The organism is Telluria sp. RT2P19 (assembly GCF_059685725.1).
Window position 1 is genome coordinate 352258 of record NZ_JCASIL010000004.1, and the last position, 14067, is coordinate 366324.

The following is a 14067-nucleotide window of genomic DNA, read 5'->3' on the forward strand; positions in this document are numbered from 1 at the left end:
GTAGTGTCAAAGAACTTACGCCGCTTTCTTCTGGAACAGGGCGTAGAACAAACCGTCATGATCCTGTCCGGCGCCGCCAAGCGGCAGGAGTTGGCCTGGCGCGTCGAGGCGGACCGCGTCATGGCGAGCCGCGAAAGCGGCTGCCTGCGCCTCCGATTCCTGGGGCCAGAGCGAACATGTCACGAACAGCAATTTACCATCGGGCAGCAACATCTGCCAAAGATTGTCGAGTATTTTGGAAGAAAGTGTTGCAAGTTGGGATGTATCCGACTTGCGGCGCAACCAGCGGATATCCGGGTGGCGGCGCACGATGCCGGAAGCGGTGCACGGCACGTCGGCCAGGATGCGGTCGTACTGGCGGCCATCCCACCAGTCGGGGCTGCCGGCATCGGCGCTTAACAATGTGGCCGCCAGGCCCAGGCGGCCCAGGTTGTCGCCCACGCGCGCCAGGCGCGCCGGATCGGCGTCGACCGAGGTCAGCTGCACATCGGCCGCCTCGAGGATGTGGCCACTCTTGCCGCCGGGGGCGGCGCAGGCGTCCAGCACGCGCATCCCATCCCTCAGGTCGAGCAGCGGCGCGGCCAACTGGGCGCCGGCATCCTGCACCGACACCACGCCTTCGCTGAAGCCCGGGATCTGGGCCACGTTGACGGCCTGGGCCAGGCGTACCGCGTGCGGGCCCACCTGCTCGGCCTGCAGGCCGGCATCGGCCAGCGTATTCAGATAGGCGGCGACGTCGGTCTTGCGGCGGTTGACGCGCAAGGTGAGGGGCGGATGGACGTTGCCGGCGGCGAGCACGGCTTCCCATTCGTGCGGATAGGCCGCGCGCATGGTGTCGATCCACCACTGCGGGTAATTGAAGCGCGCCAGCGGTTCGCGCAGGGCCTGCTCGACCAGCGCCTCGCGCTCGCGCAGGAAGCGCCGCAGCACGGCGTTGACCATGGCCTTGGCATGGGCGAAATCAGGGTGGGCCGCGGCCGCGTTGACGGCCTGGTCGACGACCGTGAAGGCTTCGTAGGGCGGCGCCGTGCCTTCGGGCGGATCGAGCAGGGAGAGGGCCGCGCACAACAGGCCGCCCAGCATGGGCGGTTCGGGCGCCTTACTCGTCATCAGGCCCAGCAGGGTCTCGCTGCGGCCCAGCTGGCGCATGGTGCGGTAGGCGATGTCCTGGATCGCGCCGCGCGCCTGGGGCGTGGCGTCATAGGATGCGAACACGGTGGCCAGGGCCTGCGGCAGCGCGCTGCCGCCGCGCACGCGCGCCACGGCATTGGCCGCGCCCACCAGCGCCAGGGCCAGCGAGTCGGATTTGAGGTCGGGACGGTAGTCGCGCTGTGGAGCGACCTTTACTTCATGGCTCTGGCGCAGGCGTGGGGCGGCATCTTCGCGCACCGCCCGCGCCTGGCGGCCGGGCAGGTCGCCGCCCTCCACCCGCGGCGGCTTGCCGACCGGGCGGCTGTCCGGGTTACCTGGACGGAACTGGCCGGATACGCCTGGAGCGGGTTTGCCATGACCGCCCTGCCCCCGCGCCGGGCCCTTCGGCGCGGCGCCGGCCGGGGCCGGATTCTTGCCGACCGCGCGCCCGGCCGTGCCCGTGGCGCGGCGGTCGGCGGCGGGCCTGGCCTTGGGTTTCAGGGTGAGCGTTGGACGCTTGTCAGTCATGGCGAATAAATGTTGCGAAAATGGGCTCCCATTGTAACGGTTATGCCTTTGGCCACGCTTAATATGACGACATGAACACGGCTTGGCCGCCAGGCGCGAACGCCGTGGCCAGCCAAAGCGTGGCGTCAAACTAGTATAATGCTCACTGTTTGCCTGCTCATCTTCCAGCTAAGCGTCTGGTAGGCAGGCGCCGTCCACCCGCAGCACCTATTATTTTCGACCATTCCCATGCTCGCCCAACAAAAACAACACATCGTTGCCCTGTTCCAGGCAGCCCTCGCCCCGATCGTCGCCGGCACCGACCTCAGCCCGAACGTGGTGCTGGAGCGTCCGCGCGATCCATCGCACGGCGATATCGCCTGCAATATCGCCATGCAGTTGGCCAAGCCGCTCAAGACCAACCCGCGCGAACTGGCCACCCGCCTGGTCGCCGCGCTGCTGGCCGAACCGGGTGCGCAGGGATTGATCGAATCGGCGGACATCGCCGGTCCCGGCTTCATCAACCTGCGCGTGGCCGCCAGTGCCAAGCAGTCGGTGGTGCGCAGCGTGCTGGAGCAAGGCGAAGCCTTCGGCCGTGCCGATGCCGCCAGCGGCCACCATGCGATCATCGAATTCGTCTCGGCCAACCCGACCGGCCCGCTGCACGTCGGCCACGGCCGCCAGGCCGCGCTGGGCGATGCGCTGTCGTCGCTGTTCGAATCGCAGGGCATCGAGGTGACCCGCGAGTTCTACTACAACGACGCCGGCGTCCAGATCGCCACCCTGGCGAACTCGGTGCAGGCGCGTGCGCGCGGCTTCAAGCCGGGCGACGCCGAGTGGCCCGAGTCGGCCTATAACGGCGACTATATCGCCGACATCGCGGCCGACTTCCTGGCGCAGAAAACCGTGTCGGCCAGCGATGGCGACCCGGCCACCGCCAGCGGTGACGTCGACGATATCGAATCGATCCGCCGCTTTGCCGTGACCTACCTGCGCAACGAACAGGACATGGACCTGCAATCGTTTGGCGTCAAGTTCGACAATTATTACCTCGAATCGTCGCTGTACGCCGACGGCAAGGTCGAGACGGCGGTGCAGGCCCTGGTCGACGCCGGCAAGACCTATGAAGACGGCGGCGCCCTGTGGCTCAAGACCACCGACTACGGCGACGACAAGGACCGCGTGATGCGCAAGTCCGACGGCACCTATACTTATTTCGTGCCCGACGTCGCCTACCATATCCAGAAATTCCGCCGCGGCTTCGACCAGGCGATCAATATCCAGGGCAGCGACCACCATGGCACCATCGCGCGCGTGCGCGCCGGCCTGCAGGCGGTGAACATCGGCATCCCGCAGGGCTATCCCGACTACGTGCTGCACAAGATGGTCACCGTGATGAAGAACGGCGAAGAGGTCAAGATCTCCAAGCGCGCCGGTTCCTACGTCACCGTGCGCGACCTGATCGAGTGGTCGGGCAATGGCGACGTGACGCGCGGCCGCGATGCGGTGCGTTTCTTCCTGATCTCGCGCAAGGCCGACACCGAATTCGTGTTCGACGTCGACGTCGCTCTTGCGACCAACGACGAGAATCCGGTCTACTACGTGCAGTACGCCCACGCGCGCATCTGCTCGGCGCTGGCTAACTGGGGCGGCGACGTCGCCACCCTGTCCGGCGTCGATCTGTCGCCGCTGACCGAGTCGCACGAATCGAGCCTGCTGGCCAAGCTGGCGGCCTACCCCGAGATGCTGCAGCGCGCGCAGGCAGAACTCGGCCCGCACCAGGTCGCGTTCTACCTGCGCGAGCTGGCCGGGGAGCTGCACAGCTACTACTTCGCGCACAAGTGGCTGCTCGACGACAATGAAGCACTCAAGCTGGCGCGCCTGGCGCTGGCCGCCGCCACCCGCCAGGTACTGCGCAACGGCCTGGCACTGATCGGCGTCTCGGCGCCGGACAAGATGTAACGTCCGGATGTAAGCCCTAACCAGCACTCACCAGAAAGCGACATGACCGCCATCCGTACCTTCTCGCAGCGCAGCCAGCGCGGCAGCACCCTGACCGGCATCATCATCGGCCTGATCATCGGCCTGGGCATCGCGGTGGCGGTCGCGCTCGTGATCACCAAGGGCGCCTCGCCCTTCACCGACCGCTCCAACAAGATGGGCCGCCCGGCCGACCTCGAACCGAGCCAGGCGTCCGATCCCAACAAGCCGATGTATGGCAACCGCGCGCCGGTGCCGCAGGTGCCGACGCCGCCGCCGGCCCGGCCGAGCGCACCGACGAGCGCACCGTCGGCGCCGCAACAGCAGCCCGATTCGGATCCGCTGGGCGCCGCCATCGCCGGCATGCAGGAGCCACGGCCGACGCCCGCGCCCGCGCCGGCCGCGCCGGTCAACACCGCCGCTCCCGCCCCCGGTGCGGCGGCCGTGACCGATGGCTACATCTATTACCTGCAGGCCGGCGCCTTCCGCGAAATGTCCGATGCCGAGAACACCCGCGCCAAGCTGGCCCTGCTCGGCTTCGAGGCCGCGATCACCGACCGCAGTACCGACAGCGGCGTGCTGCACCGGGTGCGGGTCGGCCCGTACACGCAGGTCGAAGCCGTCAACAAGGCGCGCGCCAAGCTGCTCGACAGCGGCATCGACGTCGCCATCGTGCGCAACCAGCGCTGATCCGACGATGACGCGGCCGGAGCGCGTCTTCATCACCGGCGCCTCGAGCGGCATCGGCGCCGCCCTGGCGCGCGAATACGCCGCGCGTGGCGTCACGCTCGGCCTGCTGGCGCGCCGGCGCGACCGGCTCGAACTGCTCGCCGCTTCCCTGCCGAACCCTGAACGCCATCACGTGTATCCGGTCGACGTGCTCGATCGCGATGCGCTGGCGTGTGCCGCCCGCGACTTCATGGCCGCCAGTGGCGGCGCCGACATCGTCATCGCCAGCGCCGGCATCTCGCACGGCACGCTCACCGACCGCCCGGCCGACCTGGCCGTGTTCGACGCCGTTTTCGCGACCAATGTGAACGCCACGGTCGCCACCTTCGCGCCATTCGTCGCCACCATGCAGCGGCAAGCGACGCCTTGCCGCCTGGTCGGCATCGGCAGCGTGGCGGGCATTCGCGGCATGCGCGGCGCCGGCGCCTACTGCGCCAGCAAGGCCGCCGTGCACAGCTACTGCGAAGCGCTGCGGCTCGAGCTGCGCGGCTCCAACATCCGGGTGGTGACCATCGCTCCCGGTTATATCGACACCCCCATGACCAGCAAGAACCGATTTCCCATGCCCTTCCTGATGCCGGCCGATCGCTTCGCCGCGCAGGCCGCCACCGTGATCGCGCGCGGCGACAGCTACCGCGTCCTGCCCTGGCAGATGGGCTTCGTCGCCAAGCTGCTGCGCCTGTTGCCCAACTTCCTGTTCGACCGCCTGTTTGCGCGCGCACCGGCGAAAGCGCGCCAGGGGGAAGCATGAACGCCGACGCCATCCGCACCCTGTCTGTCGCCGGGGTCGCCGTCGAAATCGTGGCGCAGACCGGCTCGACGAACGCCGACCTGCTGGCGCGCGCCGCATCGCTCGACGCGCCGCTGCTGCTGGTCGCCGAACACCAGAGCGCCGGCCGCGGCCGCGCCGGGCGCAGCTGGCTGTCGTCGCCTGAAGGCTCGCTGACCTTCTCGCTGGCCTGGAAATTCGACGGCGGCCCGCAGGCCTTGACCGGCCTGCCGCTGGCGATCGGTGTCGCGCTGGCCGAGACGCTTGGCGCGCTGGGCCAGCAAGTCCAGCTGAAATGGCCGAACGACCTGCTCAAAGATGGCGCCAAGCTGGCCGGCATCCTGGTCGAGACCCAGTCTGCGCCCAGCGGCGGCACCTGGACCGTGATCGGCATTGGCCTCAACCTCCTGATGCCGGACGAGATGGAAGCGCAGCTGGGACGCAGCGCCGCCGGCGTGCCGTGGCTGGCGCGCATGCCACGCGACACGCTGATGGCGGCCCTGCTCGACGGCCTGGCCGCCTGCTTGCGCGAATTCGCCGCGCGCGGCTTCGCGGCGTTTGCCGCGCGCTGGAACCTGCGCCACGCCTGGCAGGGCGAGACGGTGGTCTTGCTCGACCAGGGAACGGTGCTGCACGAGGGCCGCGCGGCCGGCGTCGACGATAGTGGGCGCTTGCTGCTCGACACGGCCGAAGGTCGGATCACGGTGATGGCCGGCGACGTGTCGCTGCGCGTGAAGACATGATGCTGCTGGTCGATGCGGGCAATACCCGCGTCAAATGGGCGCTGGTCGACGCAGGCTGCGCACTTGGGGCGTGGCGCTATCACGGCGCTGTGCTGCACGCGCAGCTGGACGATCTGGCGGCTGAATGGGCGGCGGCCGGCGTGACGCGGGCGATCGTATCGAACGTGGCCGGCCCGGCGCTGCGCGCCAAGCTCGGTGCGGCCCTGCCAGGCGGAATCGAGGTCGAATGGTTCGCTTCCGCGCCAGAACGCGCTGGCCTGCGCAACGGCTACCGCGAGCCGGGCCGCCTGGGCTGCGACCGCTTCGCCGCCGCCATCGGTGCGCGCGCGCTGGCGCCCGGCCAGGATCTGATCGCCGCCACCTGCGGCACCGCGACCACGGTCGATGCGGTCAGCGCAGATGGCCTGTTCGTGGGCGGCATGATCCTGCCCGGCCTGGCGCTGATGGCCTCGAGCCTGGCCAGCAATACGGCGCAGTTGCCGCAGGTCGCCCCTGGCGCCCTGCCCGCACTGTTTGGCGACAACACGATTGATGCGATCCTGTCCGGCGTGCTGTCGGCGCAAGCCGGCGCGATCGAGCGCGCCGTGGCCGGACACCGCGCCACGGCTTGTATCGTCTCGGGCGGCGCGGCGCCTTTTATCGCGCCCGCCCTCAAGGTTGCGCACGAGGTGGTCGATAATATCGTGCTGGTCGGCCTGCATGCGGCGGCCGCCTGGACAAAGGGGGAGGAGCGGTGCTGAAATTGGTCTTCTGGACGCTGCTGGCCGCCAACGCGGCGCTGCTGGCCTATGGCCAGGGCATCCTGGGCCAGCCTGGGGAAGGCGAGCGCGAGCCAGGCCGGCTGAATAACCAGCTGGCGCCCGGACGCCTGACGCAGCTGACGGCGGTCGAAGCCAAGCGCGCGCTCGATGCGGCCGAAGCCGAGCTAGCCACGCAGTCGCAAGCGGCCGAGGCGCCCGCTACGCCCGCGGCGCCGGTCCCGACCGCGTCTGACCTGGTCGCATGCGTGCAGGCCGGCCCCTTCGGCACGGCCGACGCGCGCCGCTTCGAATCGCGCATCGCGAACCTGGACCTGGCCGCGCGCCAGTCGCGCATCGACGTGCCGTTCCAGGAAGTGACGAGCCGCCTGGTCTACCTGCCGCCGAACGGCGGACGCGAAGGCGCCCAGCGCCGCGCCGCCGAACTGAAGGAACGCGGCGTCGACAACTTCTTCATCATGCAAGGCGACAATCCGCTGCGCCATGCGATCTCGCTGGGCGTATTCAAGACCGATGGCGCGGCCCAGAAGCTGGTCGACCAGCTGCAGCGCCAGGGAGTGCGCGGCGTGCGGGTGCTGCCGCGCGGACCGCAGGGCACGCGCACGGCGTTCCAGTACCGCGCGATCGAACCGGCGCTGCGCACGCGGCTGGCCGATATCGCCGACAACTACGCGGGCGCGAGGCTGGGCGATTGTCGCTAATCGCTAGTCGCTAGGACTCTGCGCGACAGGAGCCGAGTGACTGAAAAACGCACGATTTCAGGGGTCCTTGGCCCCTTGTCGACCTCGAAAGAATCGCTTCTGGGGCGTCATGAGAGGTCGATTTTCCGCTCGCATTTTTGTTTCTTCTGCCGCGCAGACTCCTGGTCGCTGGTCGCTGGTCGCTGGTCGCTAGCCGCGCTTGCCCGCCTGGCGCAGGCGGGCGCGCACCTGCTGCGCCAGCGCCTCATCCACGCCGTCGTCGAAGGCGCGCGCCAGCTGCTCCAGCCACTGGGTCTCGCTTTCGTTCGCCCAGCGATCCAGCAAGCTCCTGGCATACGTGGTGTCGCGCGGACCGCCGCTGCCGGTGGCGCGCAGGACGGCCAGGCGGATATTGGCTTCCTCGATGTCCGGCGCCAGCGCGTACAGCGCGCGCGCCTTGGCCGCATCCCGTTCGCGGCCAAGGCCGCCCTCGTACATCAGGCCGAGCCAGTAGTAGCCGGCCACCGAACCGTCCACGCCGGATTTCTCGAACAGGGAGTAGGCGCGCGCATAGTCGCGCGCTACGCCGCTGCCCTCGAAATACATGATGCCGAGCCGCAGGATGCCGATGGCTTCGCCGCCCTCGGCCGCGGCGGTCATCCAGCGCACGGCCGCCTCCATATCCCTGGGCACGCCCTCGCCGTCCTGCAAGGCCGTGGCGACCTGGGTCATCGCGTCGACGTCGCCTTTCTGCGCCGCCTTCAGGTACCACTTGTAGGCCTCGGCCGGATCGGCCTTCACGCCGCGCCCGTGCTTGTACTGCTGGCCCAGGTTGTAGAACGCGATGGGGTCGTCCATCTGCGCGGCCTTCAGGTACCAGCCATGTGCCTGCACGGGGTCGCGCGCGACCGTCTTCGCGCTTTCCAGCATATAGCCGTACTTGGTCATCGCCATGAGGTGGCCCTGCTCCGCCGACTTGCGATACCAGGTCATCGCGGTCTTTTCGTCCGCCGCGACCCCGCCGCCAAACTCGTAGCGCAGGCCGATATTGTGCTGGGCGATCGCATTGCCCTGTTCGGCGGACTTGCAATACCAGGCCACCGCCTGTTTCATGTCTTTGGCCAGTCCCTCGCCGTGCTCGTACATATAGCCGAGGTCGAGCTGGGCGGAAGCGCTGCCCTGCTCCGCCGCGACGCGGTACAGCTGCGCCGCCCTGGCCAGGTCGCGCTCCACGCCGCGTCCCTCGTACAGCGCGCGTCCCAGCGCATAGCTGGCGTCGGCCACACCGCGCGCCGCCGCGCGCTGGTACCAGAAAATCGCATAGGCGGGATCTTTGGGATAGCCTTCGCCGTCGAAGTAGCGCCAGCCCACCAGGGCCATCGCGTAGGGATTGCCGCGTTCCGCGCTGGTACGCAGCAGCGCCACCGCCTTCGCCTCGTCCTTCGGCACCCCTTGTCCGAGGCGGTACAACTCGGACAGCGCCAGGGCGGCCCGATCGTCGCCGTTGTCGGCGGCCTTCCGGTACCACTGCGCCGCCAGGGCCGGATCGGCGGCGACGCCGCGGCCGTTTTCATACACCCATCCCATCCTCGACTGGGCCTCGACACTGCCACGGTCGGCGCGCTCGGCCAGATGGCGCAGGTCGGGCATGGCGGCCCCCAGCGGCTCCTGCCCCGCGCTGGTCGCAGTGAACTGCTTCCTCAGCGCGGCCATGGCCTGGAAATAAAGGCGCGAGCTGCGGATGCCCGCTTCTTCCAGCCGCCTGAACGCCGCCAGCGCGCCGGCCTGGTCGCCGGCCGCCAGCCGCTGCTGCCCGATATAGAACAGCGCTTCGGTCAGGGCATGGGCGCGCGCCTGCTCGGGCAAGACCTCGACCTGGGCCAGCAGCGCATTCTGGGCGATCAGGCCGGCCTGCATCGCCAGCAGCGGTCGCGGCCACGGCGCATCGGGCGCTGCCGCGGCGCGCTGCACGGCGCCGGGCGGCAGCGGGCGCCGGCCGCGCTGCAGCAGCGCGACCTGGTCGATGATGTCGAGTTCGGCGCCGGTGGATGGATCGGCCTTGGCCTGCGCCTCCAGGTAGCGCTGCATGGCCGCCAGCGCCGCATCCACCTCGCCCTCCTCCAACAACGCCCAGCCCAGGTTGCGCAAGCCGGTGACGTCCGTGGCGGCCAGCTCGCCGCCGAGCTCGCGGTACAGGCGCACGCTGGCCGCATGGTCGCCGGCCTCGAAGCTCAACCCCGCGCGGCAGGCGCGAGCGGCCGGGTCGCGGGCATCACTCTTGACGACGCGCTGGGCACGGGCCAGCGCGTCCAGGGTGGGCTGATCCAGGAGGCCCCTGGTGTCACGCGCAGCCTTGATCAGCAGGCAGGCATCGGCACGGCCGATCCTGGCGTCGTCGCGCTGGTCCATCGCTTGCGCCAGCGCGGCGGCATCCGCCGCCATGCGCACCAGGTCGACGTCGCGCGCGCTGTAGCCGAGTGCCTGCTTGCCGATCTTGTCGGTGTCGCGCAGGCTGTAGCGGCCATAGGCCAGCTCGTCGAGCTGCTTGCCGTGCGCATGCAGCGCCGGCACCTCGGCAGCAGGGACAGCTGTGGCCCTGGCGCGATAATCGACCATGTGGTTGACGTGGTTGCCACGAAAGACATAGCTTTCCTGCGCCTGGAAGTAGGGATTGTCGATCTGGCGCGTCCAGGGCGCCTGGGCGGCGCGCACGTCGTCCGGCCACACGATGTCCAGGCGATAGCGGCCATGGAAGCGCGCCGCCGGCATCTCGAGCGGGAATTGCCGCGCCAGGTTGTCGGGCAGGTTCATCACCCCTTCCAGCGGCCGCACCCGGTAATCGATCGCATGGCCGCCATCGACCGCCTTGACCGCCTTCGGCAGGCGAAAGCGTGCGCGCAGCTCCAGCTGGTTGGCTTGTTTGTCGTCGACGATCGCGGGCGCCTCGAGCAGGACGACGCCGGGATAGCGCTTCTCGTAATCCCTGAGCGCGGTTTTTTTCAGCTCCAGCGGCGAGAGCGCGCCAAATTCCGGGCGCGCGCGCTCGGCCATCCCGGCGCGGAAGATCTCGCGCGTGGCCAGCGCCGCTTTTCCTCCATAATCGGCGACCGTCATGGTTTCGACGACTTCGTAGTCGGGCGCCAGCCGGTCCTGCTCCGGCAGCACGATCAGCGCGGTGGCGCCCGGATCGGCCGGCAGGGCGGCGGCGCCGGGGAATGGCGCCGACAGCGTCGCGAGCGGCGCCTGCTGGCCGGTGGCGGTCGGGTCGACGTAATAGAGCTTGCCGTCGACCTGCAGTTCGACGATGACGTGGTCGAACCAGCCCGGCGAAGGCACTCCCTTGGCCGGCAGCGACGGCGCGCTGGCCGACAGCAGCACCTGCCGCGCCTTGATCCCCAGCTCGCGCAGCAGCGTGACCAGCAGGTAGCTCTTGTCCTTACAGTCCCCGAAGCGGCGCTGGAGCACCGTGGCGGGCTCCTGCGGCTTGTGTGAGTTCTCGCCGATGGCGACGCTAAAATAGCGGATCTCGTCCTGCACCCAGTGCAGCGCCGCCGTCGCCTGGGCGGCGGGCGCGCCGCGGCCGCGGAACTCCTCGGCCAGCGCCTTGATGGCGGGACTGGCGGCAGCCGGTGGGAACAGGCCGCTGGCCCAGCGCGCCACCGAGGCCCAGTCGGGAAACTCGGAAAACTGCAGCATCCTGGCCGCGAGGTAGTCGCGCGCGATGGCCGGCTCGGCCTCGATCGCATCGATGCCCCTGCCCTCGAACACCAGCATCTCATGGGTCCCGGCCTGGGCGCTGCGCGGCGTGATCGCGCCGGCGCGGTAGTCGCCCAGCTGGCGCCAGGCCGGCTTGCGCCCTTTGGGGTAGAGCACGGTCAGGCGGCGCTGCTCGACCGGAGACAGGCGGTCCCACGCATACTCGTCGAACCACTGCTTCCCGAATACCGGGTTGGCGCCCGCCACGCTATAGGTCAGCCACAAGGTGTCGCCCACCCGCACATCGTCCAGCAACAGCTGGACGGTGCTGGCGCCGCCATACATGCCCTGTCCAAGCGCCGCCTCGCGCTGCAGGACGCGCACGTCGACGCTCGCGGTGCGCTCCAGCACCTTGCCGTCGCGCAGGATAGCGACGCGGTGCAGGCTCAAGGTCTGGTAGTCTCCCTGATAGCTCAGGCTCACCTGCCCGATCGCCGCCAGCGCGCTGCGGTCGTTGACCTGGATCGCGCGGTTGACGAGGTAGGCGCTCTGGTCGCCAACAAGGGCCTGCGTCTCGTCGAGGCGCAGAACCACGGCGTCAAGGCGCTCGCTGCGCGGGATCTCGGCCAGCGGCTGGACCCAGCCCGGCAAAGGGGCGGCGCGATGCCAGCCCGCCTTGCCCGCCTGCGCAGGGGTGGCCGGCCCGGAGGAAGCGGCAACCGCCGGGACGTGCGCGCATGCCAGCAAAGTGGCGAGGGCGATGGGAGCGTAACGCATGAGCATGATCGTAGTTTCCAGAATGCATGCAGCGTAGCGATGGAAATCCGGACATGCAAGGACGCCGCTCCGATCAACGCGCGCTTGTCGCAAAAATGACACCGCCGCTGCGCGCGGCGGCGCGTTCAGCGCTGCACGACGATCGGCTTGAAACCGAGGCCAGATGGCAGCGCGCGCATGGCCTCGGTAGCCTCGGCGCGGCTCGCATACGGACCGCCATACAGGCGGTTCAGGGTTCCCACCTTCACCACTTCGAGCTTGCCCAGTTCGACGCCGGCATTGGCGATCTTTTCGCTCATCGCCTCGGCGGTGCCGGGCCGGCCATAGGCGCCGAGCTGGATGAAGAAGCGTCCATCCGCTGCCTGCGCCGGCGCGGGCGTCAACGTGGGAACAGGCTCGGCCTGGCTCACCAGCGCCGCGCTGTCGGAATGGATCCGGTCTTCGAGCATCAGCGCCTCGATCTCGGGCGGCGCCGACTGCGCGATCGACGCGACTTCGCGCCGCGCAGCCGCGATCCGCGCCGGCGGGACGATCGGGTCGCCCGGGAACAGGCGCTCGATCTCGACTTCGTGGCTGCCCTTTCCCAGCAGGCCGAGCTTGAGCGCCGCCGTGTACGAGACGTCGATCACGCGGCTCGAATGGAACGGGCCGCGGTCATTGATGCGCACCACCACAGAATTGCCGGTGTCGAGGCTCGTCACGCGGACGTACGACGGAATCGGCAGGGTCGGATGGGCGGCCGTCATCTTGTACATATCGTACAGTTCACCGGAGGCCGTGCGCTGGCCGTGGAATTTCACGCCATACCAGGTGCTGACGCCGCGCGCGGTATAAGGTTCATCGTTGCCCAGCGGGGTATAGGTCTTGCCGAGCACCGTATAGGGACGGCTGGTCCACTTGTTGAACGGCTCGGTCTTGACCACGGCATCCGGCACCTGGAGCAGGCCATCGGGGATATTGTCGCCCGGGCCGTCGTCCTTGTAGTAGCCGCCGCGGCCCGAATTGGCCGGCGGCAGCTGGGGAGCCTTGCCGTGCTTGGCGGCCGGCTTGTGCGGCCAGGGGAATGGATTGAGTTTCTTGTGTTCCCCCGTGCTGCTGCAGGCCGATACGAAAATGGCAACCGGTATGACCGCCAGGAAGCTTGTACGAACGCCCATTGGCTGTCCTTTATGAAGTCTAGGTCTGCACCAGTTTACGATGTCTTTGAATACTCATCAATATGCCGGCGCCAAGACCGAGCGTAATGAAGGCCGTCCCGCCGTAGCTCATGAAGGGCAGCGGCACCCCGACGACGGGCAGGATGCCCGCCACCATGCCCATGTTGACGAAAGCATACGTAAAGAAAATCATCGAGATCGACCCGGCCAGCAAGCGGCCGAAGGCGTTCGGCGCATTGGCCGCGATCATCAGGCCGCGCCCGATCAGCAACAGGTAGACGAACAGCAGGAACAGGTTGCCGACCAGGCCAAATTCCTCGGAATACACCGAGAACACGAAGTCTGTGGTGCGCTCCGGGACGAACTCGAGGTAACCCTGGGTGCCCTGCATATAGCCCTTGCCGGTCACGCCGCCCGAGCCGATCGCGATGACCGACTGGATGATATGGAAGCCTTTTCCCAGCGGGTCCGAGGTAGGGTCGATCAGCGTCATCACCCGCTCGCGCTGGTAGTCGTGCATCATCGACCAGCCGATCGGCAAGAACGCCAGGACGCTGGCCGCCACCGCGGCGATCGCCTTCCACGACAGGCCTGCCAGGAAGATCACGTACAGACCCGAGGACGCGACCAGCAGCGAGGTGCCAAGGTCGGGCTGCTCCATGATGAAGGCGACCGGGATGAACAGGATCACGGCCGCGATGATGTAGTGCTTCCACTCGGCCACCTGGGCCCGGGTCTGGAAATACCAGGCCAGCATCAGCGGCAAGCCGATCTTCATGATCTCGGAGGGCTGGATGTCGATCACGCCGATGTGCAGCCAGCGCCGCGCGCCCTTCTTGATCAGGCCGAACAGGGCCACCGCGATCAATAGCGAGACGCCGATCGTGTAGACCGGCACCGCCAGGCGCATCAGCGTCTGGGGCGCGATGTTCGCGGCGATCCACATGACGGCGAAGGACAGCAGGAAGTTGCGGATCTGGTGTTCGACCCGGTCCGGGAAGGTGGCGCCGGCCGACATCATGGTGACCATGCTGATCGTGACCAGGATGCCCAGGATCAGGGTCAGCGGCAGGTCGAACACCGTGAAGTAGGGGCGCAGGCGGCGGCGCAGCGAGCGCCGTTCTGGAATATGGGCCATGG

At 68.5% G+C, this 14067-nt stretch carries 10 protein-coding genes; 6 read left to right on the forward strand and 4 right to left on the reverse strand.

The window, feature by feature from the left end; translation table 11 throughout:
* Positions 1 to 15: 15 nt before the first annotated feature.
* The gene (gene rsmB, locus AC56KW_RS07900; protein WP_497170239.1) at positions 16 to 1365 is read right to left on the reverse strand and encodes a 16S rRNA (cytosine(967)-C(5))-methyltransferase RsmB; all 1350 of its coding nucleotides are present in this window, start codon (positions 1363 to 1365) and stop codon (positions 16 to 18) included.
* Between the two features lie 522 nt (positions 1366 to 1887).
* Here rsmB and argS point away from each other — a divergent pair.
* Genes argS through AC56KW_RS07930 form a run of 6 tightly spaced genes read left to right on the forward strand, consistent with a single transcriptional unit; the run spans position 1888 to position 7318 of the window.
* Positions 1888 to 3600 carry an arginine--tRNA ligase gene (argS, locus tag AC56KW_RS07905; RefSeq protein ID WP_497170178.1) on the forward strand — a complete coding sequence of 571 codons (1713 nt, stop codon included), beginning with the start codon at positions 1888 to 1890 and terminating at the stop codon, positions 3598 to 3600.
* A gap of 42 nt (positions 3601 to 3642) precedes the next feature.
* Positions 3643 to 4308 carry an SPOR domain-containing protein gene (locus AC56KW_RS07910; RefSeq protein WP_497170179.1) on the forward strand — a complete coding sequence of 222 codons (666 nt, stop codon included), beginning with the start codon at positions 3643 to 3645 and terminating at the stop codon, positions 4306 to 4308.
* Positions 4309 to 4315: 7 nt separating this feature from the next.
* The gene (locus AC56KW_RS07915; RefSeq protein WP_497170180.1) at positions 4316 to 5098 is read left to right on the forward strand and encodes an SDR family oxidoreductase; all 783 of its coding nucleotides are present in this window, start codon (positions 4316 to 4318) and stop codon (positions 5096 to 5098) included.
* The gene (locus tag AC56KW_RS07920; protein ID WP_497170181.1) at positions 5095 to 5859 is read left to right on the forward strand and encodes a biotin--[acetyl-CoA-carboxylase] ligase; all 765 of its coding nucleotides are present in this window, start codon (positions 5095 to 5097) and stop codon (positions 5857 to 5859) included. Before AC56KW_RS07915 ends, AC56KW_RS07920 begins: the two co-directional genes overlap by 4 nt.
* Complete coding sequence (locus AC56KW_RS07925; RefSeq protein WP_497170182.1) at positions 5856 to 6599, forward strand: type III pantothenate kinase; 744 nt, start codon at positions 5856 to 5858, stop codon at positions 6597 to 6599. Before AC56KW_RS07920 ends, AC56KW_RS07925 begins: the two co-directional genes overlap by 4 nt.
* Positions 6593 to 7318: an SPOR domain-containing protein gene (locus tag AC56KW_RS07930; RefSeq protein ID WP_497170183.1), complete on the forward strand. Its 726-nt coding sequence runs from the start codon at positions 6593 to 6595 to the stop codon at positions 7316 to 7318. Before AC56KW_RS07925 ends, AC56KW_RS07930 begins: the two co-directional genes overlap by 7 nt.
* A gap of 189 nt (positions 7319 to 7507) precedes the next feature.
* Here AC56KW_RS07930 and AC56KW_RS07935 read toward each other — a convergent pair whose 3' ends face one another.
* The 3 genes from AC56KW_RS07935 to rodA all read right to left on the reverse strand — a co-directional run bounded on the left by AC56KW_RS07935 (position 7508) and on the right by rodA (position 14065).
* A complete protein-coding gene (locus AC56KW_RS07935) occupies positions 7508 to 11776 on the reverse strand; it encodes a DUF3857 domain-containing protein (RefSeq protein WP_497170184.1) in 4269 nt (1422 codons plus the stop codon).
* A gap of 119 nt (positions 11777 to 11895) precedes the next feature.
* On the reverse strand, positions 11896 to 12927 hold the full coding sequence (locus tag AC56KW_RS07940) for a septal ring lytic transglycosylase RlpA family protein (RefSeq protein WP_497170185.1): 1032 nt from the start codon (positions 12925 to 12927) through the stop codon (positions 11896 to 11898).
* Between the two features lie 19 nt (positions 12928 to 12946).
* A complete protein-coding gene (gene rodA, locus AC56KW_RS07945) occupies positions 12947 to 14065 on the reverse strand; it encodes a rod shape-determining protein RodA (protein WP_497170186.1) in 1119 nt (372 codons plus the stop codon).
* Positions 14066 to 14067 lie beyond the last annotated feature (2 nt).